The sequence below is a fragment of the Microbulbifer magnicolonia genome (assembly GCF_035117725.1).
GTDB lineage: Bacteria > Pseudomonadota > Gammaproteobacteria > Pseudomonadales > Cellvibrionaceae > Microbulbifer > Microbulbifer magnicolonia.
Map to the genome: position 1 here is coordinate 20,520 of NZ_JAYEFD010000005.1, position 25,196 is coordinate 45,715.

Here is a 25,196-nt window from a genome sequence, read left to right on the forward strand (position 1 = left end):
TTTTGAAGGACGAAGTTGCACTAAAAGCAGGCAATTTCGGATTTTCAATCGACGGGCGTCACCCCACCTCGAGAACAGGGATTTCCTATGTCTGCACAATGGCTCGTCGCTCTGACATTTGTCGCCTATCTTGCGTTGATTCTGGTGATCGGTGTCTACGCCTACCAGCGCACTAAAGACGCCAGCGATTATTTTCTCGGCGGCCGCTCACTGCCTCCGGCGGTAGCGGCGCTGTCTGCGGGCGCCTCGGATATGAGCGGCTGGCTGCTGCTGGGCCTGCCCGGGGCGGCCTACGTTTCCGGCCTCTCGTCCGGCTGGATCGCGATAGGCCTCTTCTCCGGCATAGTGCTGAGCTGGAGCATCATGGCGCGGCGGCTGCGCATTTACTCTTACGAACTCGACGACGCGCTGACGGTACCGGCCTATCTGCACCGCCGCTTCGATCTCGGCCACCCCTACCTGCGCACCATCTGCGCGATCTTCATCCTGCTGTTCTTCCTCTTCTATGTGGCATCGGGCCTGATTGCCGGTGGCAAGCTGTTCGAGACGGTGTTCGGCTGGGACTACCGCTGGGCGGTGTTCGTCGGCGCGGCGGCAGTCATCTCCTATACCCTGTTTGGCGGCTTCCTGGCGGTATCCTGGACCGATGTGTTTCAGGGCCTGCTGATGAGCCTGGCGCTGTTGGTGGTACCGCTGGTGGTGATTACCGACCAGGGTGGTCTCGCCGCCAGTTGGGCCGAGCTGCAGGCCAAGGCCCCGGAGTTGACCCACTGGATGAGCGATAGCACCGGGCAGACCCTCAGCCTGGTGGCCATCCTGAGTTCGCTGGCCTGGGGGCTCGGATATTTTGGCCAGCCGCATATCCTCGCTCGCTTCAAGGCCGTGCGCAGTCCCGACGACGTGCCGGTGGCCGCAACGGTGGCGGCGGTCTGGTCGCTGTGTGGATTTCTCGGCGCCATGGCAGTGGGGCTGTTCGGCCACCTGGAGCTGCAGCAGACGCTGCCGGATGGCGAGCGGATCTTTATGGAGCTGGTGCAGGTACTGTTCCACCCACTGGTAGCCGGTGTACTGCTGGCGGCGATCCTCTCCGCCATCATGAGTACGGCCGATTCCCAGCTACTGGTTAGCTCTGCGGCCCTGGCCGAGGACATTTACCATGTGTGGTTCGGCCGCGAGACCAGCCCGGAGGCGATGGTGAAGGTGGGCCGCTGGGCGGTAATCGCCCTGTCACTGGTCGCGGTGTGGGTGGCCATGGATCCGGACTCCAAGGTCCTGGATGTGGTGGCCTATGCCTGGGCCGGCTTAGGCGCGGCCTTCGGCCCGGCGATTCTGATCAGTCTGTTCTGGTCCCGCATGACCGGCGCCGGAGCCATCGCCGGCGTGCTGGTGGGCGGCCTGACCGTGCTGATCTGGAAGCAGCTCTCCGGTGGGATATTCGATGTTTATGAGCTGCTGCCGGGCTTCATCCTCTCCGCAGCTGCTATCGTGATTGTTAGCGCAGTGACGAAATGTCCCGTAGCAGTAGCATCGCGCCATCGCGAATTGCTGGATTGAATCCGGCGAACTACTGACTGCGGCACGGAATGTGCGGGAATGACCGCAGATTGCTGCGCGCGGACCGCGCCCGCCGAGCGGGCGCGACTGTTGTGAAGTGAAAAGGATTTCCATCCGCAGCAATTATTCAAATAGCGGTTGGAGATACTGAGTGATCGAAGTCCATCTGGGTGATATCACTCGATTACATGTCGATGTAATCGTCAATGCCGCCAATCGGCACCTGCATGGCGGCGGTGGTGTAGACGGGGCCATTCACCGTGCGGCGGGGCCCCGCCTGCTGGAAGCCTGTCGAGCGATCGGCGGCTGTCCGGTGGGGGAAGTGCGCGCTACACCGGCCTTTGCCATCCCGGTAAAACGCATCTATCACACCGTAGGCCCCGTGTGGCGGGGCGGTAACCTCGGCGAGCCAGAGTTGCTGGCCGGCTGTTACCGCCAGTGCCTGACCCTGGCCCGGCGCGAGCATATGCGCTCCATTGCCTTTCCCGCGATCAGCTGCGGCGTCTACGACTATCCGCCCGAGCAGGCGGTGGAAATAGCGGTGGAGCTGGTGCAGCAGCACCTGGACCGGGACTGCGAGCCGCAGCGGGTCGTGTTCTGCTGCTTCGACGAGGCGATGGCGGAACTCTACCGGCAGCAGCTGGAGGCCTACGTGCGGCGCTAAGGCGGCCCTGCCATTGATGGACCTGCCGCCGGTTGGATCTGGCCGGTTTGGTCATTGATCGGACTTTCCAGGTCAATGATGATTAGCGCAGAAAATAACAAGATGAGGAGAGTCCCATGCGCAGCGCCGAGCAGTGGTTTGCCGAATACGGCGAGAGCCACCAGAACCCGACCAACAAAGCCATCCACTGGATCGCGGTGCCGGTCATCTATGCGACTGTGGTCGGCCTGCTGTGGGCCGTGCCGCAGCCGGCGTTTATGGCCGAGATACCCTGGCTGAACTGGGCCGTGGTGGCTATGGTGCCGACGCTGCTGTTCTATCTGGTGATGTCGTTCCCGCTGGCACTGGGTATGGCGGCGATCAGCGTGGTGTGCCTCTGGGGCTGGTCGGTAGTCGAGCGCCTGGGCATCTCCGTGTGGCAGACGGCGCTGGTGCTTTTTGTACTGATGTGGATTCTGCAGTTCGTCGGCCACCATATCGAGGGCAGGAAACCGTCGTTTTTCAAGGATCTGCAGTTCCTGCTGATCGGCCCCGCCTGGGTGATCGGGTTTATCTACCGCCAGTTGGGCATCAAATACTAGTCTGTAGGTGCCACCTGGTATCGCGCTGTAGAAGCGGCGGGGCGGCCATCCGCCCATGGCCGCGATCGATGGTTAGGATTGCATGTAAGTTCAATCGCGGCCCTGGGCCGCCCCGGCCGCTCCAAGCATTCACGGCGCCTTCGGCCCTACAGCATAGAAATTGCATCGAGTATTCATCTCAGCGGTTGTAGTGCACCGGCACTTCCAATGTCTCCTTCACCTGCTCCATAACCACATAGCTGGTGCACTCCAGCACCTCCGGCAGGCTGAGCAGTGTCTCGCCGTAAAACCTGCGATAAGCGCTCATATCGGCCACCCGCGCCTTGATCAGGTAGTCGAAGTTGCCTGAGACCAGATAGCACTCCTGCACCTCCGGCAGTGCCGCCACGGCGTTGCGGAATTCCTCGAAGGCATCCTGGGCCGAGCGGTTGAGGCGGATCTGGACGAAGACCACCAGGGCCGCGTCGAGAAACTCCGGATTGATCAGCGCCGTGTAGCCCTGAATGACCCCGTCGCCCTCCAGCCGCTTGACCCGCTCCACGCAGGGAGTCGCCGTCAGGCCGACCTGACGCGCCAGTTCCGCATAGCTGGTGCGGCCGTTTTTCTGCAGTACCCGCAGGATATTGCGGTCGATGGTGCTCAGTTCACTGGCGCGTTTGCGCATGGACTATCTCTCCCGGTTGGTCGATATGCTTAAAAAACAGGCGTTGCAGCGCCTTAACCAGTGGATTCAACTGGCTGGGTTCAAAATCTAGCATAAATCCACTTTTGACGCGGCCCTATACTAGGCAAATCACAGAGATAAGGCGTGCGGCCGCCACATTGGAGGCGGTGCATTCGCCAAAAACATGAGGAGCAGAAAAATGTTGATTGGCGTTCCGAAAGAGATCAAGAACCACGAGTACCGCATTGGCCTGACCCCGGCGAGTGTTCGTGAACTTATCAGCCACGGCCACGAAGTGATCGTGCAGAAGGACGGCGGTGCTGCCATCGGCTTTACCGACGAGATGTATGAGCAGGCCGGTGCCCGCATCATCGACTCGCCGGAAGAAATCTTCGCCACCGCCGACATGATCGTCAAGGTGAAAGAGCCGCAGCCGCACGAGTGCGAAATGCTGCGCCCCGGCCAGCTGCTCTACACCTACCTGCACCTGGCTCCGGACCCCAAGCAGACCGAACTGCTGGTGAAATCCGGCGCTACCTGCATCGCCTATGAAACCGTAACCGACCGCTTCGGTGGCCTGCCGCTGCTGGCGCCCATGTCGGAAGTTGCCGGCCGTATGTCCGTACAGTGCGGCGCGCACCACCTGGAGAAAGCCCAGGGCGGTCTCGGCGTACTGCTGGGCGGCGTGCCCGGTGTGGCCCCGGCCAAGGTGCTGATTATCGGCGGCGGTGTGGTGGGTACCAACGCGGCCAAGATGGCGCTGGGTATGGGTGCCGACGTGACCATCCTGGATAGATCCCTGCCGCGCCTGCGCCAGCTGGACGATATCTTCGGCGGCGCCGTGCGCACCGAGTACTCCACCAACGACGCGATCGAGCAGCACGCGCTGGAAGCCGACCTGGTGATCGGTGCGGTCCTGATTCCGGGTGCCGCGGCGCCGAAGCTGCTGACCCGCGACATGATCAGCCGCATGAAGAAAGGCGCTGTGGTTGTGGATGTGGCCATCGACCAGGGCGGCTGTTTCGAGACCTCAAAGGCGACCACCCACACAGAGCCGACCTACGTGGTCGACGGTGTGGTGCACTACTGTGTTGCCAATATGCCCGGCGGTGTCGCGCGCACCTCTACCATGGCCCTGAACAACGCGACCCTGCCGTTCGCGGTGGCCCTGGCCAACAAGGGTGCCAAGCAGGCGCTGCTGGACGATGCCAACCTGCTGGAAGGCCTGAACGTTCACGCCGGTATGGTGACTTACCAGGCGGTTGCCGATGTGCTGGGTTACGAATACGTCGACCCGAAACTGGCACTGCAGAAATCCGCGGTAGCGGAAGGCCAGGCAGCCTGAGCCGCTGTTTGAACGTGAGCGCGGCCGCTGTGCGGCCGCGGATTGAGAAAGTATTCAGTCAAGCGCTTGTCTACTTGAGCAGTTTTTCTCCCCAGGGGCGCACTGCGCGCCCTGCTCTGTGAGACCCGGTGGCGGTAGCCACCATTTATGGCCGCGTATTTACGCGGCTTTTTTATTTCTTTTCCGATGACGCGGATGGCGGGGCGGGTGACGATTAAGGTTATCTGCTCTCCCTCGCTGTCCGCCGGCAACAATGGCCGGAACAGGGCGGGTTGGCCTGGCGGTGCGCTTCCGTCGATCAGGCCTGTCGGGTCTCTCTCGTTCGCCCGGTGAAGCGGTATATGGCCAGATACGCAATACCAATCATCAGCGGTATCGCGGCAATAGAGAGCAGACCCCGTAACGCATGGTTGCTCGGGTCCGGTACCAAAACTCCCATTAATGCGAGCCCGATCGCCACAGCGATCCACATAGTGCCGAAGCGGATATCCCGCTTGGGGTGGGGTGCGCGATTGACCAGTTGTTTGACGAGTTCGGGGGTCAGGTCATTGCCCTTGTCCACCGCCAGCCGAATGGTTTGCTGGGCTTCAGCATTGGATTTATGGCGGAAGTGGAGAATCATCCACAATCCTGAGCCAACTAACAGAAATAGCGCGAACGGGGTCAGCAGTGCGAGAGTGCCTTCATTCATTTTTTTTGCTCCAGATAGGCGTTTGTGTCTAGGTTTTCCGTATCTATCTGATGCGTCGTCACTGTCATTTGGATGCGGGGGTCCTCAGTAGTCGCCTCCAGCGTGGAATTAATGCCTTAGCGTACCGGGAAAAGGCGGCCCAGCAGGACCGGCAATACGGTCTCGACGCGCAGAATGCGCGGCCCCAGGTGAACGGCGCTGAACCCCGCTGCCTGTAACTTCTCTATCTCGTAGGGAATAAGCCCGCCCTCCGGCCCCACCACCAGGGTGGTCGGATATGGCGTATCCACCGGGCAGGGCCGTGCCGTGACCGGGTGTGCCACCAGTTTTTCCGTACCCGCGGCTATCTCTGGCAGTTCGTCTTCCACGAATGGCTTGAAACGCTTGCGCAGCTCAATATGCGGCATCCGTGTGTCGACTGCCTGCTCCAGTCCCAGCAGGCACTGTTCGCGCAACCTGTCCTCCGCCAGCCAGGGCGTCTGCCAGTAGGATTTCTCGACCCGATAGGCGTTGATCAGATAGAGCTTCTTTACCCCCAGAGCGGTGACATGCTGGATCACCCGCTTCAGCATTTTCGGCCGCGGCAGCGCGAGTATCAGCGTCAGCGGCAGGGCGGCGGGCGGCGCTGCCTGCAGGTTTACCTTCAGCTCTACCGAATCGCTCTGCAGGGAGACGATCTCGCCTGTACCAATGCGCCCGTTCAGCAGACCCACGCGCAGCTGGTCGCCGGGATTCGCCCGGTGTACCTGCTGGATATGCTGGTGCCGGCGCCCGTGCAGTCGCACGCGATCGGAATCTACGAAGTCGTTCTGTTCCAGAATGATCAGATTCAAATTGTCGCACTCATCGTTAATCGGCGGAGATTATACAGTGGGGCACAGGTGAAACTGGCCGGATAGCGGCCAAGGAGTTGGGCGTGAACGCGCAGCTCGCTCCGTTGAGTGAGAAAGAGTTCGCCGCGCTGAAACTCTCGCGCTAGTCGGTGTGGCTGCCGGTGATACTGGCGGCGCCGTGCTGCAGTTTACCCCTTGGCGGAAGCCACGGCGCCCTTGCCCAGTCCCTCGTAAGCGCGCACTCGCACCTCGGCGCCCGGCAGCTCGGCGGCAATGGTCTTGGCGATGCTGTTGGCGATGTACTGCGCCAATTGCTCCACGGTGGTGTCGCAGTCCACCAGTTCGCAGCGCCGTGCGGGAATGTCGAGGGAAAATTTACCCTGCTGCGCCGCGTAGGCAAAGCGCAGCGTTTTTTCGCTGCTCCGTTCCTGCAGGTCTTCGCGGGTTCCCAGGTAGATATCCCGCCAGCGCTCCGCCCAGTTGCTTTCCCACTCGGGGCTGCGCTCGCCGTTCAGGAAAATCTGGATTCTCGAGCGATGTCCGTGGGCGATACGCTGGCAGTTACCCTCGTGCTTTTTCAGGCCGTGGCTGTAGTGGTAGTAGGGATCGGCAATCTCTTCAGCGGAAAAAGAGAGGCTCAGCCGCTCCACGCTGGTGGGGAAGGCGGGCGCCAGTTGATCCACGCTCCAGGCCGCGACGCTGTCCGGGGTGATCGTTTCCGCTTCCACCAGGGCAAACGCCTGCTCCGGGCCTGATACCGAGATCGCCTCGCCATTGTCCATCTGCCAGTGAAGGGCGACCTGGTCGCCATTCAGCGCCAGGGTGAGGTGGGGCGAGCGGGTGGGGACCAGCAGGCGGTGATCCAGCTGGTCATCGAGCCAGCGACGCAGTGTCTTTTTGACCACGCCGAAATCGCACACCATACCCTGGCTGTCCAGGGCGCCATCCAGGGCCGCGTTCGCCAGCCAGGTCTCGCCCACCAGGCCGCGGCAGTGATCCAGGTAGCTGAAGTCTACGTTGGTGAGATTGTCGACGAACAGGTGCATGAATAACTCTTAAACAGGGGGACTTTTAGCCGGAGTAAGACCGATCGCGCACAGTATAACCTGTTAGCGGGGCTAGAACTCGCGCCTTTGAGCCCCCGGAAGTCCCTGAAAGCGCAGCGGGGTGGCTATGGACTTATTCGGGGGTTTCCTTATAATCGCGCCCTCTTCGGATTTGCCGGAGATCTTTGTGGCGGCCCTTCCGGTCCCCTCGCAATGAACAGCTGTGAACCCCGCCAGGCCCGGAAGGGAGCAACGGTAGCAGTGGTGTCATGTGCCGAGGGTGTTGCTGGTTGGGCTGCCTCCAGTTTCCCCTTCTTCCCCCTGGCATTCCTGCCGACCTGGCCCCGGGCCGAGTTACCGTTCCCTATTGTCCTCTTTTGTCCTCTTGCCACGTGAATCGCCAGCTGTGCGAACAATGCGGGATTTTTCCCCGAAATCCTGGCAGCGCGGGGAATTTTATGCCGATATAACCCGGTGAAAGGTGTTCACGTCCCTGCCTCCGCTGCGCTTATGCTATAAACGGCGACAACCAAAACCATATCCAATAACGATTAGAGGGAGCCGATGAAGAAGATAGCTCTTGTCATTGCCGCGGCAGTAGCGCTCGCGGGATGCGATAACAAACAGGCCCAGCAGGAACCGGTTCAGGAGGCGGCGACGACCGCTGCAGCCGAAGTCAGCAGCCCGGCGGAGACCGGCCAGCTGACGGCCGAGGACGCCAAGGCGTTCCTGCAGAGCGCCCAGGAGCGCCTCGAGAAGATGGCGGAAGAGGTGAGTCACGCGAGCTGGCTGGCCTCCACCTATATCAATGTCGACTCCCAGTACGTCGAGGCCCTGGCCTCCGAGCGCTACACCGCTATGGCGGTGGAACTCGCCTCCGAGGCGGCCAAGTTCAACGACCTGGACCTGGATCCGGACACCCGCCGTCAACTGACCATGCTGAAGCAGGGCCTGGTGTTCCCGGCGCCCAAGGATCCGGCGCTGACCGCGGAACTGGCCCAGATCGGCTCCAAGATGCAGGGCATGTACGGTGCCGGCAAATACTGCCGCGAGGAAGAGGGTAAGGAGAAGTGCTACACCCTGACCGAGATGGGCCAGATCATGGCCAACAATCGCGATCCGAAGTTGCTGGAAGAGGTCTGGGTCGGCTGGCGCAAGGTCGCGCCGCCGATGAAGCCGCTGTATGAGCGCCAGGTGGAGATCGGCAATGCCGGCGCGCGGGAGCTCGGTTACGACAACCTGAGCACCTTCTGGCGCTCCAAGTACGACATGGAGCCCGATGCCTTCGCTGCGGATATGGATGCGCAGTGGAACAAGGTCAAGCCACTGTATAAAGCGCTGCACTGCCATGTGCGCGCCAAGCTGAACGAGCGCTACGGCGACGATGTGGTGCCGCCCAACGGCAAGATCCCGGCGCACCTGCTCGGCAATATGTGGGCGCAGGAGTGGGGCAACATCTATGACGTCGTCAAGGACGATGACATGGAGGCACCTTACGACCTGACCGAGCTGATCGAGCAGTCAGGTATGGATGAAAAGGAAATGGTCAAGGTCGGTGAGCGGTTCTTTACCTCACTGGGCTTCAAACCGCTGCCGGAAACCTTCTGGGAGCGCTCCCAGTTCACCCAGCCGCGCGACCGCGACGTGGTCTGCCACGCGAGCGCCTGGAACATGGATGGCCAGGACGATATCCGCATCAAGATGTGCATCAACAAGACTGGTGAGGACCTGGTGACCGTTCACCACGAGCTGGGCCACAACTTCTATCAGCGCATCTACAAGGAGCAGCCGTTCCTGTACAAAGAGGGCGCCAACGACGGTTTCCATGAGGCCGTGGGCGACACCATTGCGCTCTCCATCACGCCGAAGTACCTGAAGGAAATCGGTCTGATGGATGAGGTACCGGACGAGAGCAAGGACATCGGCTTCCTGATGCAGCAGGCGCTGGACAAGATCGCCTTCCTGCCATTCGGGCTGCTGGTCGACAAGTGGCGCTGGCAGGTATTCAACGGCGAAGTGCAGCCGGGTGATTACAACAAGGCCTGGTGGCAGCTGCGCGAGGACTACCAGGGTATCCAGGCGCCGGTAGCCCGCACCGAAGCCAACTTCGATCCGGGTGCGAAATACCATATTCCGGGTAACACACCCTACGCGCGCTATTTCCTCGCGCGCATCCAGCAGTTCCAGTTCCACCGCGCTCTCTGCGAGGCTGCCGGTGAGACAGGTCCGCTGCACCGCTGCTCGATCTACAACAATGCCGCGGCCGGTGAAAAACTGCGCAACATGCTGGCGATGGGCGCGAGCAAGCCCTGGCCGGATGCGATGGAAGCCCTGACCGGCCAGCGCGAACTGGACGCCTCGGCGATCATCGACTACTTCCAGCCGCTGATGGCCTACCTGGAAGAGCAGAACAAAGACCGCCAGTGCGGCTGGGAGTAACTGCGCGAACAGCGAGCACTGCTCGCTGCGCAGTTACTCGACCGGCCAAGGATGGCCGGGCCGGGGCCGGATCGAACACACTGCTGCCGCGCCATGGATGGCGAGTTAGAAGCTCAATACCGACAAGGATTTGGGGCCTGCGCGAACAGCGAGCACTGCTCGCTGCGCAGTTACTCGACCGGCCAGGGGCCGAAGGCGCCGCGAATACATGGAGCGGCCGGACTGGCCGGGCCGGGGCCGGATCGAACACACATATGTCGCGCCATGGATGGCTAACGCGATGTTCAATACCACTACAGGATTTCGGGCGCGCGCGCTGAGCGAGCATGCTCGCTGCGCAGTTACTCGACCGGCCATGGGCCGAAGGCGCCGCGAATACGTGGAGCGGCCGGACTGGCCGGGCCGGGGCCGGATCGAACACACTGCTGTCGCGCCATGGATGGCGAGTTAGAAGCCTAGTGCCGGCCCAGAAATTGAAATTCCCGGTTTTTATCGAAATGCAGTCCAGTTAAGCGAAGCCATATCCGGCACCGAGGCGGCCCAGCTACCGGCTAGTGGCTTGCGAGACACGCCGTGAATACATCCCTGTAGGCTTGTCGGCCGGGTCCCTCCGGCCGACAGTCTCGCAAGCTACTAGCCGGAATCAGGCCCTTCGCATTCCGATTTCCGCTTAAGTGAACAGCATTACGGTCTTGCCGGGTCTTTTTTATTCTGAGAATAATAAAAATAAACAGGGGCCATCATTATGGTCACTCCAACAGGTTTGGTCAGTCAGCGAGTTAATTTATTTTCCGATCAGAACTGGGCTTGGGCGGTCAGCCACAGTTTGTCCGTGTCCACACTGTATTCTTCGGCAATATAGCTGCTGTACTGAAGGCTCAATTCTGCAAAGCCGACTTTCCCTCCGACTTCAAACCCGTATTCGCTGCCAAGCTTGTCCATGCCGGAAGCATCCGTATCGTCAGAGCTGAGCTGGTGGTAATTGAGTGAAAGCTTGACTCCCGCCAACGCGGTGCCCAGTGTCGCATAGACGTCTTCGATACCTCCGACAATATTGCCGCTACCGCCACCGAGAAACATGTCGTTCCAACCCTGGAACTTGTGCAGAGTCGCAAGCGGCGTGATGAACTGGCCCTCGTCGCCATCGGCACCCAGCAGCTCATAACCACCTTTCAGCGTTACCGGGCCGAGTTTATAGCCGGCTTCGGCGAGTAAATAGGCTGCATCGAAGTTGGACGGGTTGTCGGCAGCGGCTGACTGGGCGGCATACTCCAGCACGTAGCTCGCGGCGCCGGTCGCTCCCGCGAAGCGCAGTCCATAGGTGTCGGTGGAAAAAGCGGGGGCGCTCTCGTTATCGAGCAGATAGGCATAGGCCGTTATAGACCCGGCACTCAAACCGCTGTATTTGGCGTTCAACAAGTAAGAGTCATTCTCGTGGTCGCCGACAGGGCTGTCCTCGCCAAAGATGCGGTTGATATTGTCTATATGGGCGAGAAACAGCGTCGTATTGGCCAGACTGCTATCGCTGATGCTGAGGCCGTCATAAGTCTGCTCGTTCTGGCGGAAGCCGACACCGCCAACAAAACGCTGGTTATCCAGCAGTATACGCTGGCGGCCATACTTGATCGTCGTGCCGCCGATGGTATAGGACAAGGATGCCTGGTTGATTTCCGTACCCGCCGGGTCCGCCACGCCGCCTTCGAAATCGCTCAGGTGAGTGACATCGTCCATTTCGATCAGTGCGCGAAATCCCTGAAAGAGTGCCGATTCATAAGTCAGGCGGGTCTTCAGGCTGGTCAGATCCACTGTCTCCAGCCCGTCTGTATCCACCAGTTCACTGCGTGCGCGCAGTCCCAGTGTAATCTTGCCGAAGGCGAGAGCCTCTGACACAGTCGCAGCGGTAACTTCGGCGGGTTCGTCTGTGCCGCCGGCCGTGGCTGCCGCTGTGTTTCCGGCTGCTGCGATCAATGAAAGCAGCCCACAGCAAATCGATTTCTTCCCTAGCATCTTCAGCATCTCCCCGATTGGTGGCCGGCAGGAAGTCGCCGGCATAAAAAAAGGCGCTCACAGACAACTGTCGAAAGACAGTGAGTCAGTGAGCGCCTCTGCTCAGGTCCCGCCGCGCTACGCGATCGGAACAGTTATGGTGTGCAAGCCGCGGTGAAAGTTAAATCGCGAGATGCCGTCCGTTAGCAAAATGGATGGCTGGAGTTCGACGCCTTGCCAGAGAATCGATGCACAGAGTGTGCCAGCAGGGCGGGGGCCCCTATTGGTATTGATTATGGCAGCGGCGCCTTTTCAGTGCGGAGCGGCCGTCCCGCAGCAGAGTCGAGGATCCATATTGGTGCGATTCGCGGGCAACAAAACGTGCGCGCAACAAAAAGGGCCGTACACGAATGTACGGCCCTCCTGCTCGCCAGGTTAACTGGGCGCAATCACCAAGTGTAGTTCAGGGAAACACCAGCCAGCCAGGCTTCGATGTTGGTGGTGCCGCCGTCGAAGTAAGTGGGAACTGGAATCGGTGTGATTTCCTGGATGGTTTCGTCATCGCCCCACAGGTAGGCAAAGCCACCGTCGATGCTCAGCTGATTGTTGAACTTGTAGGTGCCGCCGAAGGTTACCCACTGGCGATCGGTGTCCGGAATGGACAGGGTGCGCCAGGTGACCGGTAGTCCGAGCGCATTGGCTGTCGGCTCATCCGGATTGAGACCGTCGCGGGCCGCACCTTCGTCGTAGGCGTAGCCGATGCGCCAGGTGACCTCTTCGCACGGATAGTATTCGCCGGCGATGCTGTAGCGCCAACCGCTCGAGAAGTTTTCTTCCTTGAACAGCAGCGGGTCAAACGGTGCACCGCCTTCCGGGACAAAGGCCTCGAGGCGTTCAAAGTCGTCCCAGTCGGTCCACATGGCGCCGAGGGCAATACCCCAGTAGTTGTCGAAGCGGTGGTACAGGCCCAGCTCCCATGTGTCCGGCAGATCCAGGGTGACATTGCCATCGGCGTTATGGAAAGGCGGCAAGGTCGGGATCAGCGCCGTGGGCAGTATGTCAGAATTTACATCGCCCTCGAGCTCGGGATCGAGCTCCGCGTGGTAGGAGATACCGAAGCGGGTGCGATCGGTAATGTTCCACAGGGCGCCGATGCTCCAGCTCACATCCCAGTCATCCGCATTGTCGTAATCCAAAATCGACGTGTTGGATGCGGATGGATCCAATGGGAAGTTGGACGGGAATTTGGTTTTCAGGGTCGCATCGGCGTACAGGAAGTTGACTGCCAGACCGATGCTGAATTGATCGTTGTAGTCGTATGCCACTGAGGGCGCGATATTGACGGTCAGCAGTTCTGTCTTGTCGGCGATGGTGGTCACCAGCCAGTCGCTGGAAAAATCGGTTTCCAATCCATAGGTGGTGTACATGGAGAGGCCAAAGGACCAGCAGTCGTCGATCGGCAATGCCAGGTAGGCGTTGGGTATAAATGCGCTGGGCGAGTAATCGTCGTCTTTGATGGGGATCGGTTCCAGCGGAATGAAGCCGCCAGTTATGGGATTCGGGAGGAAGTAGGTGACGTCCCCCGCTGCGTCGATTTCCGGATTGATGTAGGACACGCCGCCGGAAATGCTGATTTCCTTGAACAGAGCGGAGCCGGCCGGGTTGCGCGCGAGGATGGCGGCGTTGTCACCGATAGCATTCTCTGCTGCGAAGGCGCGGCCCAGACCGGAAGTGCTGGTTTCCTGCAGGTAAAAACCTGCGGCCATGGCGCCGCTGGACGCGGAGCTGATTGCGGCAGCCAAAACTGCGCGGCGCAGAAATGTCTTGTTCATGAGATCCCACTCTATTGCTGATTACAGAAAGCCACACGCAGAATTGGGAAATACTGATATATGGCAGGAAGACGTTTTTTGACGCCTTCCGTTTTCGTAATTTGTTCCCTGTCAAAAAAGTCTAGCAACGCCAAACACCGCCAACAGTGGAAACGGGCGACTTTATAAAGACAAAAAGCCGAAAAATCTATCGAATGTCGCGATTTTTTTTCGACTTTTAGAAGTGGAAAGGAATTTTATTGACTCGACGCGATGTTTTTTCCGTCGATGGATAATTTGGTCAAGGCGATTTGGTAGGTTTCGCCATCTTCTTCCTGTTGCATCAGTTTCACCAGGGCGTAGTTCCATTTTGGTGCAAGCCAGATGATTGTTTCGCGTTCCGAATCTCCGTCCCGCACGCGCTCGACCTTGATGGTTTCAATTAGCCCCAGTGGTGTTTGCAGCTTTTCGGTTCCCGCAACGGTGAACTTGTATTCGCGGATTTTTCTGCCGTCGGCAACCTGGTATTCGAGATCCTTTTTTTTGTTGGCAACGTCGAGGGCCAGTTGCAGCGGGTAGTTGATTTTATCCAGCACATTTTCCGGGGCGTTCTCCAGGGTTCTTTTGGCGTTGGAAACATTGACGACCCGCCGCTGCGCCGGTTCCCCCTCTTTCGGTTCAAAGTTCAGCACCGTGTGTTTGTCGCGCCCCAGTCCGGTTCTGTGGTACTCGTAATGCTGTGGGATCAGGCGGCCTTGCTCGATGCCGAAGCGTGAGTATTCGCGTATGTCGGCGAACAGGGAATCGGCGTTGAAGTCCAGCCGCCAGCTGTTGTTGCGGCCGGAAAGCTCGCGGGTGGCGGTGACACCGATGCCGTTATAGCTGGCGGTGTAGGTGGCGGAAAAAGGTTTGAGTTCGGCAGCCAGGATCTGACCGGAAAGGAAAAGGAGTAACAAGGCGATAAAGCGCGCTGGCACGGCGACCTCCTGATGTCTGGACCGCGTCGCGCGTTTACAAAGCGCAGCTTTGTGCGCGGAGCGGCGGCCCGCCACGGGTGGCGGGACCCTGGGTTGATCGAAAACGGAATTGTAGCGCCGGGGAAGCGGGCATTACATTTGCCGTCCGCTCCCCCGTTCGCCTGCAAGCAGGCTACAGCGCATCGTACGATCCGAAATCTATACCGAACCTGAATCCGTTGTCAGTCAATGAGACACGGCTCGCCGGGAAAAGTGCAGATGACCTCGCTGGGATCTGGCGGGGATCTATTAATCGGCTGCGGCTAGCTGCTTGCCGCAGCGGGGCAGCAGCTCACCGTCCAGTTCCGAGCGGTCCTCCACCATGCGCAGGCGGCCGCGGGCAAACCAGCTCACCGCGAGCGGGTAGATGACATGCTCCTGCACCTGTACCCGTTTGGCAAGCTGCTCGGCGGTGTCGCCGGCTTCAATCGGCACTACCGCCTGAACGATGGCGGGGCCGCCGTCCAGTTCTTCGGTGACGAAGTGCACCGTGACACCGTGTTCGCTGTCGCCGGCTTCCAGCGCGCGCTGGTGGGTGTGCAGGCCCTGGTATTTGGGCAGCAGGGAGGGGTGGATATTCAGCAGACGGCCACTGTAGTGGCGCACGAACTCCGGTGTCAGGATGCGCATAAAGCCGGCCAGCACCACCAGGTCCGGGTTGTGGCGGTCAATCTCCTCGATCAGCGCCCGATCAAAGGTGTCGCGATTCGGGAAGTCCCTGTGGTCGACCACCGCGGCGGGAATGCCCGCCTCGGTGGCGCGCGTCAGGCCGTAGGCCTCCGGCTTGTTGCTGATGACAGCGCTGAGAGTGAAATCTGCATCGTCCCGCGCGGCTGCATCGATCAGCGCCTGTAAATTGGTGCCGCTGCCGGATATCAGCACGGCCACCCTGCACTGTTTTTTTGATGGGGAATCGGAGGACATCAAAGACCTGCCAGCTCCACCGCTTCGGCGCCCGCCGCGGCGGCTTCGATGCTGCCGATCACAAAGGCGTCTTCGCCCAGCTTGCGCAGGGTCGCCAGTGCGGCATCGGCCGCGTCGGCCGGCACGCAGATCACCATGCCCACGCCGCAGTTGAAGGTGCGGTACATCTCGCGGCCGTCGATATTGCCGGCGTCGCGCAGCCAGCGGAATACCGGCGGCAGTTCCCAGCTGTTGACGTCGATGCGGGCGCAGGCGCCTTCCGGCAGCACCCGCGGCAGGTTTTCCAGCAGGCCGCCGCCGGTGATATGGCTGAGCGCATTGACCTGGCAGCTCTTCATCAGTTCGAGCAGGCTCTTCACGTAAATGCGCGTCGGCGCCATCAGCGCCTTGGCCAGGGTCACGCCGCCCATATCTTCTTGGAGGTCGGCGCCGCTGATTTCCAGCACCTTGCGGATCAGCGAATAGCCGTTCGAGTGGGGGCCGCTGGCGCCGAGGCCGAGCAGTACATCGCCGGTCTTGACCTTGCTGCCGTCGATGATTTCGGACTTCTCCACCACGCCGACACAGAAGCCGGCCAGATCGTAGTCGTCACCTTCGTACATGCCGGGCATTTCCGCGGTCTCACCGCCCACCAGGGCGCAGCCGGCCAGTTCACAGCCCCTGCCGATGCCGGACACCACTTCCGTGGCGATATCCACGTTCAGTTTGCCGGTGGCGTAATAGTCGAGGAAAAACAGGGGCTCGGCGCCGGCCACCACCAGGTCGTTGACGCACATGGCCACCAGGTCAATGCCGATGGTGTCGTGGATACCGAGGTCCATCGCCAGGCGCAGCTTGGTGCCGACGCCGTCGGTGCCGGACACCAGCACCGGCTCCCTGTAGCCGCTGGGCAGTTCGCACAGGGCGCCGAATCCGCCCAGCCCGCCCATTACTTCCGGGCGCGCGGTGCGCTTGGCGACGTGCTTGATGCGCTCAACCAGGGCATTGCCCGCGTCGATATCGACACCGGCGTCTTTATAGGAGAGGGGCTTTTGTGGATTCTGCGGCTTGGAATCGCTCATGATTCATCCTGCGATGGGTCTACGGAGGGCGCGTATTCTAGCCCGGTCTTGGGCAGGTATCCACGCCCTCGCTTGATCTCTGCCCATCCAGCGCAATTTCCGCTCTAATCCATGCAGAAGCATGGGCGTACGAGCGTAAATCGCACTGGCTGGACAGATATCGGCGCGATCATCGCGCCTCCCGGCCCAAGTCCGGGCTAATGGGAAACTAACCAATTGTGCGAATAGGTCGGCGATTCTGGCAAACGCCCGGGCGCGGCGACGCCGCGGGGGCTCGACACAGGGGCATTGCGAGAAATGCGGGCCAGGTACTGGGAGAAATACCCGACACTGATACAATAGCCCCAAATCTGGCCGTGACCCGCCCATTTTGGCGCCCTGCGCCGCGGAACCGGCCGCTTTCACAGATCAGGGCGGAAGGTGAGTATCCACGCCTTCCGGACCGTTGAAGAGGTTTCGGGGAGATATCCGATGCATAAGCTGCTCCGGCATGGATTGATGCCAGCGGGTCTGGTGCTGTTGCTCTGCGCGCTGGTCCTGCCCGCCCAGGCCCGGGTGATCCCGGATCTGTACGAGGTGGTGGAAGCCGTGCCGAGCCGCGGTGCCACTGACCGCGCCAGCGCCGGCAGTCGCGGGCTGGAGCGGGTGTTTGTGCGCGTGACCGGTGACGCGGCCATCGGCAGCAATCCCCAGCTGCAGCCGGTGCTGCAGGAGGCGCAGCAGTATATTCAGGGCTACCGCTATACCAGCGAAGACAACCAGCTGTACCTGCACCTCTCCTATGATCCCCAGGCCGTGGCCGATCAGGTGCACAAGCTGGGGCTGCCCATGTGGCCGAACAACCGTCCCGGCACGCTGGTGTGGATGGCGGTGGACACGCTGCAGGGTGGCCGCAGCGCGCTGCGCGGCGACGACAGCCCGGAGCTCTTCGCCGCCCTGGAGGCCATGGCCATCGAGCGCGGCCTGCCGGTGGATTTCCCGGTCATGGACCTGAACGACCAGCGCAACCTGCCGCTGGGTAACCTCTGGGCCCTTGACGAGCGCGCCGCCGAGCAGGCCGGCGTGCGCTACCGCCCGGATGCGACCCTGATGGGGCGCCTGCTGCAGGCGTCCGGCCAGCGCTGGCAGGCGAGCTGGCTGCTGATTCACGGCGGCCGCAGTTATGCCTTCGACGCCAGCGGCAGCTCCCTGGAGGAGGTTGCCCTGCGCGGCATCGACGAGGCGGCCAATCTGCTGGCGCAGCGTTACGCGGTGCGCCCGGACGGCGGCAGCGGCCAGCAGAGTACGGTGATTGTCGAGCTGTCCGGTGTCGACAGCTTTGCCGATTACACGGAGGCCGGCGCCTACCTGCAGGGACTGGCCCAGGTCAGCAGGGCCGACCTGCTGTCGGTGGATGGCGACCGCATGCGCGTCGCGCTGACCACCTCCGCGCGGATGCAGAACCTGCGCGATGCTCTGGCCCTGAACCGCAAACTGCAGGCCCAGGCCGATAGCGAGTCCATCGACCTGAGCGGCTATCGCGCCCCGCTGGGCAGCGCGGAAAATCCGCTGCGCTATCGCTGGCACTGAAATGACCACGCCGCAACAGCTGCCGCTGGGTATATCCCTGCGGGACGACGCCACCTTTGACAACTTCTACCTGTCCGATGCGGATCCCAATCGCCAGGTGGTGGCCCTGTTGCAGGCCTTTGCCCGCGGGGAAAATCCGGAACCGGTGATCTATCTGTGGGGCGAGGCGGGCAGTGGCGTCAGCCATCTGCTGCAGTCGGTGTGCCAGAGCGCTGAATCCTGTGGCCGCTCGTTCCAGTATCTGCCGCTGGCCGATTTGTTGGAGAAAGGGCTCGAGAAAGGGCTCGAGAAAGGGCTGGCAATGGGCCCGGCGGTGATGCTGGACGGCCTGGAGCAGCTGGAGCTGGTGTGCATCGACGACCTGCATCTGCTGGAGGGACAGCCGCAGTGGCAGACGGCGCTGTTCCACCTGTACAACCGGGTCAAGGACAGTGGCGGCCAGCTGTTGCTGGGCGCGCGGAAATCTCCCCGCGGCCTCGATATCGCACTGGCCGACCTGAAATCGCGCCTGCAGTGGGCGCTGGTGTTCCAGCTGCAACCCCTCGACGACAGCGACAAGATCGCCGCCCTGCGCCGGCGCAGCCGCCTGCGCGGCTTCGACCTGCCGGAGGATGTGGCGCAGTACATCCTGCACCGCGCGCCGCGCGACACCCGCGCCCTGTTTCTCTGCCTGGAACAGCTGGACCGGGCCTCGCTGATGGCCAAGCGCAAGATCACCATTCCGTTCGTCAAACAGGTGCTGAATATCTGACGTCCCTCTGGCGGCCGGCACACCCGAGCGACGCGCCTGCCCCCGAATTCCGACCGGTGCACCGGTGGGCAGCGGCGCACTCCTACCATGGGCGCCAGCGCTTCAACCGCAACCCCTTCTTCTCCTGACCCTTTCTTCACCTGATCCTTTCCCACACCTCTCTCGCCTCTCCCCTGTCCCCCGGGGTTTTTGACCTTTGCGCATTCGTTGACTATCTCTGATTAGGGTGACGGGCGGGCTTTCCGCTCGCCGGTCCGAAACAGCGCCGTAACCTCTTTTTAATAATCGGTTGCACGTCAAACGGTCGCACGAATTTCCCGCGCCCGGAATTCCCAGAGCAAATCCGTCGTTAAATTCCTGCGAAACAGCCATGGTGACAATAATCTCTGACAGCGGTGTGGAAACCCAACAAATCCAACTGACAAAGCTCAGTGCGCGATCCGGGCGCCTTGAAATCTCACTCAATAGCAACTGGGATTTTCACCGGGGCCCGCTGGATGCGGACGTCAATCGGAGCGGAAACGGGTGTGACGAATGGGGGCGGGTCGACCTGCCGCACACCTGGAATGCACTGGACGGCTACAGTGGCGGCAACGATTATTTCCGCGGCGACGGCTGGTACCGCAAGACAATAAGGCTGGACGGGTCGCTTGCCGGTCGGCGTTTCTATCTGCATTTCGACGGCGCCAACCTGATTGCGGACCTGTATGTCGACGGCCGACATGTGGGGCAGCACCGCGGTGGCTACAGCGCTTTCCGCTTCGACCTCACCGAATTGCTGCGGCCCGGTGAAGATCAACTGTTGGCGGTGAAGGTCAACAACGAGCGCCACGAGGACGTGGCCCCGCTGAGCGCCGACTTTACCTTCTTCGGCGGCATCTATCGCGATGTGAAACTGCTGGTGACCCGGCAGGAACACATCGATGTGATGGACCACGCCTCGCCCGGGGTTTTCCTGCACCAGAAAAGCCTGAGCGACCAGCGGGCCCGGATCGACGTGCAGGTCAACCTGATCAACCACGCCACAGCCTCCCTCAAGCGTCTGCTGCGCATCGAGATCGCCGACGCCGATGGATCTATTGTCGCGCGCCGGGAGCAGCCGGTAGCGCTTCGGGCGGGCTGCGGGAGCGCCCGCTTCATTACCCTGGAGATCGACCAGCCGCGCCGCTGGGACGGTATCCGCGATCCCTATCTCTACGCGGTGACCGTCAGCCTGCTCGACGGCGAAACCCTTGTCGACAGCTTGCGCCAGCCGCTCGGGCTGCGGGAGTTCAAGGTCGATGCGGTGAGCGGACTCTTCCTGAATGGCAGCCACTACGACGTCCGCGGCGTTAGTCGCCACCAGGATTCTGAGGGCAAGGGGTGGGCCCTCAGCGCAGACGATCACCGGCGGGATGTGGAGATGATCGAGGAGCTGGGCGCCAGTGCGGTGCGCCTGGCGCACTACCAGCACGCCCCCTGTGTCTACGACCTGATGGACGAGAAGGGTCTGGTCACCTGGGCGGAAATTCCGCTGGTCAACGAAGTGCCGGCGACGGAGGCCTTCGAACGCAATGTGCGCAGTCAGTTGCTGGAGCTGGTGCGCCAGAACTACAACCATCCATCGATACTCTTCTGGGGCATCTGCAATGAGGTCAGCCTCTGCGGCATGGGCGCGGACAGCTTCGAGATCCTCAAGGGGCTGCAGGCGCTGGCGAAATCGGAGGATCCCGGCCGCCTGACCACCAACGCGGTGCTGGGGCGTTGCGACGGCGAAGATATCTGGTTCCTCACCGATATAGTCGCGGAGAACACTTATTTCGGCTGGTACTACGACGCCGCCGAGGATCTGGGGCGCTGGGCCGACCGCGCGCGCCAGGCGTACCCGCAGCGGGCCTTCGGTGTGAGCGAGTACGGTGCCGGAGCGGGTGTCGGCATTCACAGCGATGAGCCGCACGCCGGGGACCACTCGGAGGAGTACCAGAGTATCTATCACGAGATCAGCTGGCTGCAGATGCGCCGGCGCCCGTACCTCTGGTCGAAGTTCATCTGGAATATGTTCGATTTCGCCGTGGACAGCCGCGATGAAGGTGAGCGGGCCGGAATCAACGACAAGGGGCTGGTGACTTATGACCGCAAGATCCGCAAGGACAGCTTCTTCTGGTACAAGGCCAACTGGAGCCGGGCGCCGGTGCTCTACATCACCAGTCGCCGCTTCAATGTGCGCAAGCGCCCCTGTGCCGATATAAAAATCTATTCCAATCTGGAGCGAGTGGAGCTGCTGGTGAACGGCAGGTCACTCGGTGTCAGGCAGGTCGAGGACTGCCGCGTGATTTTTCCGGCAGTAGGTCTGGCGATGGGGGACAACTGCATCGAAGCGAAGGCGGTCGATCGCGACAGCCACTGGCACAGCGACCAGGTGCACTGGCAGCGCATCGATAACGACGATACCGATATAGCCGCCAGCAACGGCGTCATCGGTGTGGACCTCGACAACCGCCGTATCTACCACCTGCCTTACGGCACTTCGGTGGCCGAGCTGGAGGGGCTCATCAAGCTGCCCTTCGGCGCCGTCCTGGATGTCTCCGCAATAGGCTCTGCAGGGAGAATCGTACGGCCGGGCGATCGCTTCGCGGTAGTGGCGGCCAACGGTCGACGGCGCGAATACACCGTTGCCAGGGGCGCCCTGTCGGTGGCGCGGCCGGTCAGGGTGAATAAGGAATTGCTGCACGGCATCTTCGGATATCCGGCGGCGCCGGCGGTAAAGGTTGTCGACGGCAATGACAGTTTCCCGCTCGAGCAGGAGAAGCACACGGCGAGTTATTGGCTGACCGGGGATGCCAACCAGGGCAGTGGTCATCTCCGCATCGATCTGGGCGCGGACTACTTTATTCATAGGCTCGACAGTGCCTGGCTGCCGCCGCTGCTGACGGAAAACGGTGTCTGCCAGTACACGGTAGAAGTGGCGCGGGACCTGGAGCCGGATGCAACGGTATTTGTTGAGCACTACGACATGGTGGTGGATCGGCGCCGCAACCGCGAGCCATTGCGCACCGCGGATGCGATCGGCAGATGCGGTCGCTTTGTGCGCATCAATATCCTCGACAGCAGCTACAAAGTGGAGCTGCCGCTGCTCGGCAGCTTCCGCCTGTTTGGCGCCACCCAGTTTACGGTCAGCGGTGGTCTGCTGTACTCGGAACATCTGGCGGTAGACTACGACACGCGGTGTATTGTCCTGCCGTGCCGGGTAACGGTGGCGGAGTTGCGGGATCAGTTGCGGGTGGTCGGGCAGGGCAGTGAGCTGAAGGTGACGCTGCGCGGCGAGCCCGCGAGCGACCATATGCAGGTAACTGAGCATCACGGCGTGCTGGTGAAGTCGCGCAATAAAAACAGTGTGCGGCGCGAGTACTACGACATCCGGCGGTAACGCGCTGTGGATTCTTGAAGCGATGCGGCAAAGCTGTGCCGGATCGTGCCGGATAAAGTCGCGCCGGATAAAGTCGCGCGGAATGAAGCCGTGCGGGATTTACCTGCACACACCTGGAAATTCACGCGCCGGTGATGTTCGCGTTGATACGCGTGTATTATTGGCAGCTAACAGGCCGGGCCAGCGCGACAATTCGTCTCCCTGCCCGGGATGGCCGAGCGAAAAATACCATGTGCGATACACAGATAATAAGAAAGTCCGATGAGACCTGGTTTGCCAAAAACAGCGATCGCGAACCCGGCGAGGCGCAGGTCGTCTGCTACATTCCGCCGGTGTGCGCAGATCGGAGCGCAGAAGTCGCCACTACCTATATCCGTATTCCCCAGGTGCCCGACCGCCACGGCATGATCTTGTCCAAGCCGGCGTGGATCTGGGGTGCCGAGATGGGGGTGAACGACTGCGGCGTGGTGATCGGCAACGAGGCGGTGTTCAGCCGCCTGGTGGATAAGGAAGGTCAGGCGCTGCTGGGTATGGACTTGCTGCGCCTGGGTCTCGAGCGCGGCGCCAGTGCGCGTCGGGCATTGGAAGTGATCACCGGCCTGCTGCAAGCCCACGGACAGGGTGGCGCGGCCGGCTACCGCAATAAATCCTTCCGCTACGATAACAGCTTTATCATCGCCGACAGCGCCGAGGCCTGGGTGCTGGAGACCGCGGGACGTCACTGGGTGGCGAAGCGGGTCGAGCGGATCGCGGCCATTTCCAATGCGCTTTCCATCGGCGAGTCGTTCGACCTGTGTTCCGACGGGCTCACGGACTTCGCGACGGTTGCCGGCTATTACCGCGGCAGCGGATCCTTTCACTTCGCCCGCGCCTTCGATACCCGGTTCATGAAATATATGGGCCGCGCCCGGGAGCGCCGTTTGTCGAGCCTGAAATCCCTGGCAGCGATCGAGAGGCCATCTCTGGCAGTCATGGCGGCGGGTCTGCGCCGGCATCACCGCGACGGCGGGCACTTTGCCGCTTGCAGCAATCGCGACATCTGTATGCACGCGGGCGGCATTGCCCGGCCGAGCCAGACCTGCGGCTCGATGATTGTCCGGCTCAAAAGCGGATTGGCGCCGCAGGTGTGGGTGACCGGCACCTCCGCGCCCTGTCTGTCCCTGTTCCAGCCGGTGGACTTCTCCACCGATAGCGGGGTGATTTTTCTGCTCGACGGCGACCCCCGGCAGAGCCCTTGGCTCCGGTTCGAACAAGTCCACCGGCGCGCCCTGCGGGACCGCGCGTTTTGCGCGCGGCTGCGCCAGGATCGCGACAGGGTGGAGCAGCAAATAATCGCCGCGATGGCCGAAGGCGCTGGCATCGGCACTGCCAGCGAGATGGCGCAGGACTGGCACCGGCGCTGGCGCGACCGCGCCGGGGAAGGGCAAGCGCGCTACCGCTGGTACTCCGCCTACGACCGCTTTTGGAAAAGACTCGACCTCGACGCACAGTGACCGATCACAGGTGCAGTACCTGCCGGTACTCCGCCACCACCGGGTGGAAGCGGGTATTCTCCTTCAGGTAAAAGCGCAGCGCGTCGGCGGCGTCCGGTTCGCCGTGTACCAGCTGGATATCGGTGCCGGGGCGCAGCTGCGACTGCAGCAGCCAGTCGCACAGCTCGCGGTAATCCGCGTGGGCTGACAGACCTTCGATCATCTCTATCCGGGCCTTGCAGGGTACCTGTTCGCCGTGGATCTTCACCGACAGCCCGCCGCCCGACAGGCGCGCACCGCGGGTGCCGCCGGCCTGATAGCCGGTGAACAGCAGGGTGGTGCGATGGTTCGGCAGCAGGCGCTTCATGTGGTGCAGTATCCGCCCGCCGGTGGCCATGCCGCTGCCGGCGATGATGATATGCGGGTAGTGAATCTTCTCCAGGGCCTTGGACTCGTCGACGCTGTGGGTATAGGTGATACCGCGGTGCATGCGCTGGCATTCCTCCGGGGCCAGGCGGTGCTGGTCTGCGTAGCGGCAGTAGATGTCGGTGACGTCGATGGCCATCGGACTGTCCAGAAAAATCGGCAGTTCGGGGATCTCGCCCCGCTCCATCAGATTGACCAGCAGATACTGCAGCACTTGCGCGCGGCCCACGGCGAAACTCGGGATCAGCAGCACACCGCCGCGGCCCACGGCCTCGTTGACCACCCGCGCGAGCTCCTGGTAGACGTCGATTTCCGGGTGCGAGCGGTCGCCGTAGGTGGATTCCAGCAGCAGCAAGTCCAGTTCCGGCAGCGGCTGCGGCGGTCGCATGATCAGGTCGTGGGGGCGGCCGACGTCGCCGGAAAAGCCGACACGCGTGCCGCCGCTGTCGAGAATGGCACAGCCGGCACCGAGGATATGTCCCGCCGGCTGCAGGTGGACGCGACAGTTGCCGACGAAGAATTCCTGGCCGAAGTCCACCGGCTGGAACAGTTCCAGGCAGCGCTCGGCAGTCTCGCCGTCGTAAAGCGGTTCAGGGTGCTCGTGCTTGCTCAGTTTGTGGCGTGCGTAGAAGCGCGCATCCTCCTCCTGTATGCGCCCGCTGTCCGGCAGCAGTATGCCGCACAGGTCGCGGGTGGCGTGGTGGCAGTAGACAGGTCCGCGATAGCCCTGTTGATAGAGGCGCGGAATATAGCCGGAGTGATCGATATGGGCGTGGGTCAGTACCACTGCGTCGAGCTTGTCGATCGCGAATGCCTGCGGCTGCCAGTTGCGTTCGCGCAGCCATTTGTAGCCCTGATAGAGCCCACAGTCGACGAGAAAGCTGTGCCCGCCTTCCTCCACCAGGAACTTGGAGCCGGTCACCGTCTGCGTCGCACCGAGAAAGATAATTTTCATGC

The 25,196-nt window shown here is 61.6% G+C and carries 19 protein-coding genes and 1 other RNA gene; 10 read left to right on the top strand and 10 right to left on the bottom strand.

The features are described 5' to 3' along the window. Window positions 1-87 precede the first annotated feature (87 nt). From putP to RRF64_RS17320, 3 genes are all read left to right on the top strand, one after another. Window positions 88-1,554 carry a sodium/proline symporter PutP gene (gene putP, locus RRF64_RS17310; RefSeq protein ID WP_323847186.1) on the top strand — a complete coding sequence of 489 codons (1,467 nt, stop codon included), beginning with the start codon at window positions 88-90 and terminating at the stop codon, window positions 1,552-1,554. 151 nt (window positions 1,555-1,705) lie between these two features. After that, window positions 1,706-2,218 carry an O-acetyl-ADP-ribose deacetylase gene (locus RRF64_RS17315; RefSeq protein WP_323847187.1) on the top strand — a complete coding sequence of 171 codons (513 nt, stop codon included), beginning with the start codon at window positions 1,706-1,708 and terminating at the stop codon, window positions 2,216-2,218. Window positions 2,219-2,334: 116 nt separating this feature from the next. Next, window positions 2,335-2,799, top strand: coding sequence for an Mpo1 family 2-hydroxy fatty acid dioxygenase (locus RRF64_RS17320; protein ID WP_323847188.1), 465 nt, complete (start codon window positions 2,335-2,337; stop codon window positions 2,797-2,799). Window positions 2,800-2,977: 178 nt separating this feature from the next. Here RRF64_RS17320 and RRF64_RS17325 read toward each other — a convergent pair whose 3' ends face one another. Then, complete coding sequence (locus RRF64_RS17325) at window positions 2,978-3,463, bottom strand: Lrp/AsnC ligand binding domain-containing protein (protein ID WP_323847189.1); 486 nt, start codon at window positions 3,461-3,463, stop codon at window positions 2,978-2,980. 199 nt (window positions 3,464-3,662) lie between these two features. On the opposite strand from RRF64_RS17325, the gene ald reads away from it, so the two are divergent. Next, entirely contained in the window at window positions 3,663-4,808 is a 1,146-nt protein-coding gene (ald, locus tag RRF64_RS17330) for an alanine dehydrogenase (protein WP_323847190.1), read from the top strand. A gap of 298 nt (window positions 4,809-5,106) precedes the next feature. Here the strand turns inward: ald and RRF64_RS17335 are convergent, their stop codons facing one another. The 3 genes from RRF64_RS17335 to RRF64_RS17345 form a co-directional block, all read right to left on the bottom strand. Beyond that, a complete protein-coding gene (locus tag RRF64_RS17335) occupies window positions 5,107-5,499 on the bottom strand; it encodes a DUF6249 domain-containing protein (protein ID WP_323847191.1) in 393 nt (130 codons plus the stop codon). A 116-nt stretch (window positions 5,500-5,615) separates the two neighbouring features. Continuing rightward, complete coding sequence (locus tag RRF64_RS17340) at window positions 5,616-6,332, bottom strand: 16S rRNA (uracil(1498)-N(3))-methyltransferase (RefSeq protein WP_323847192.1); 717 nt, start codon at window positions 6,330-6,332, stop codon at window positions 5,616-5,618. A 188-nt stretch (window positions 6,333-6,520) separates the two neighbouring features. Further along, window positions 6,521-7,378 (bottom strand): 6-carboxytetrahydropterin synthase, encoded by an 858-nt coding sequence (locus RRF64_RS17345; RefSeq protein WP_323847193.1) that lies wholly within the window; start codon window positions 7,376-7,378, stop codon window positions 6,521-6,523. Between the two features lie 197 nt (window positions 7,379-7,575). Between RRF64_RS17345 and ffs the strand changes: the two genes are divergently transcribed. Together ffs and RRF64_RS17355 are read left to right on the top strand one after the other, a co-directional pair. Continuing rightward, an RNA gene (gene ffs / locus RRF64_RS17350) (signal recognition particle sRNA small type) lies at window positions 7,576-7,673 on the top strand. A gap of 269 nt (window positions 7,674-7,942) precedes the next feature. Then, window positions 7,943-9,817, top strand: coding sequence for a M2 family metallopeptidase (locus RRF64_RS17355; RefSeq protein ID WP_323847194.1), 1,875 nt, complete (start codon window positions 7,943-7,945; stop codon window positions 9,815-9,817). A 795-nt stretch (window positions 9,818-10,612) separates the two neighbouring features. Here RRF64_RS17355 and RRF64_RS17360 read toward each other — a convergent pair. The 5 genes from RRF64_RS17360 to purM form a co-directional block, all read right to left on the bottom strand. Continuing rightward, a complete protein-coding gene (locus tag RRF64_RS17360) occupies window positions 10,613-11,833 on the bottom strand; it encodes an alginate export family protein (protein ID WP_323847195.1) in 1,221 nt (406 codons plus the stop codon). 419 nt (window positions 11,834-12,252) lie between these two features. Further along, window positions 12,253-13,635, bottom strand: a complete 1,383-nt coding sequence (locus RRF64_RS17365) for an outer membrane protein transport protein (protein ID WP_323847196.1) — start codon at window positions 13,633-13,635, stop codon at window positions 12,253-12,255. 236 nt (window positions 13,636-13,871) lie between these two features. Continuing rightward, entirely contained in the window at window positions 13,872-14,591 is a 720-nt protein-coding gene (locus tag RRF64_RS17370; RefSeq protein WP_323847197.1) for a DUF3108 domain-containing protein, read from the bottom strand. A gap of 288 nt (window positions 14,592-14,879) precedes the next feature. Then, on the bottom strand, window positions 14,880-15,554 hold the full coding sequence (gene purN, locus RRF64_RS17375) for a phosphoribosylglycinamide formyltransferase (RefSeq protein WP_323847198.1): 675 nt from the start codon (window positions 15,552-15,554) through the stop codon (window positions 14,880-14,882). Continuing rightward, on the bottom strand, window positions 15,554-16,615 hold the full coding sequence (gene purM, locus RRF64_RS17380; RefSeq protein WP_323847199.1) for a phosphoribosylformylglycinamidine cyclo-ligase: 1,062 nt from the start codon (window positions 16,613-16,615) through the stop codon (window positions 15,554-15,556). The genes purN and purM overlap by 1 nt, the downstream gene beginning before the upstream one ends. A 471-nt stretch (window positions 16,616-17,086) precedes the next feature. Between purM and RRF64_RS17385 the strand changes: the two genes are divergently transcribed. The 4 genes from RRF64_RS17385 (at window position 17,087) to RRF64_RS17400 (ending at window position 23,834) form a co-directional block, all read left to right on the top strand. After that, window positions 17,087-18,184, top strand: a complete 1,098-nt coding sequence (locus RRF64_RS17385) for a DUF2066 domain-containing protein (protein WP_323847200.1) — start codon at window positions 17,087-17,089, stop codon at window positions 18,182-18,184. A 1-nt stretch (window position 18,185) separates the two neighbouring features. Further along, on the top strand, window positions 18,186-18,935 hold the full coding sequence (gene hda, locus RRF64_RS17390) for a DnaA regulatory inactivator Hda (RefSeq protein WP_323847201.1): 750 nt from the start codon (window positions 18,186-18,188) through the stop codon (window positions 18,933-18,935). 370 nt (window positions 18,936-19,305) lie between these two features. Beyond that, window positions 19,306-22,341, top strand: a complete 3,036-nt coding sequence (locus RRF64_RS17395) for a glycoside hydrolase family 2 protein (RefSeq protein ID WP_323847202.1) — start codon at window positions 19,306-19,308, stop codon at window positions 22,339-22,341. A gap of 230 nt (window positions 22,342-22,571) precedes the next feature. Next, window positions 22,572-23,834, top strand: coding sequence for a C69 family dipeptidase (locus RRF64_RS17400; RefSeq protein WP_323847203.1), 1,263 nt, complete (start codon window positions 22,572-22,574; stop codon window positions 23,832-23,834). 4 nt (window positions 23,835-23,838) lie between these two features. On the opposite strand, the gene RRF64_RS17405 is transcribed toward RRF64_RS17400, so the two are convergent. Next, window positions 23,839-25,194, bottom strand: a complete 1,356-nt coding sequence (locus tag RRF64_RS17405) for an MBL fold metallo-hydrolase (RefSeq protein WP_323847204.1) — start codon at window positions 25,192-25,194, stop codon at window positions 23,839-23,841. Between the last annotated feature and the right edge of the window lie 2 nt (window positions 25,195-25,196).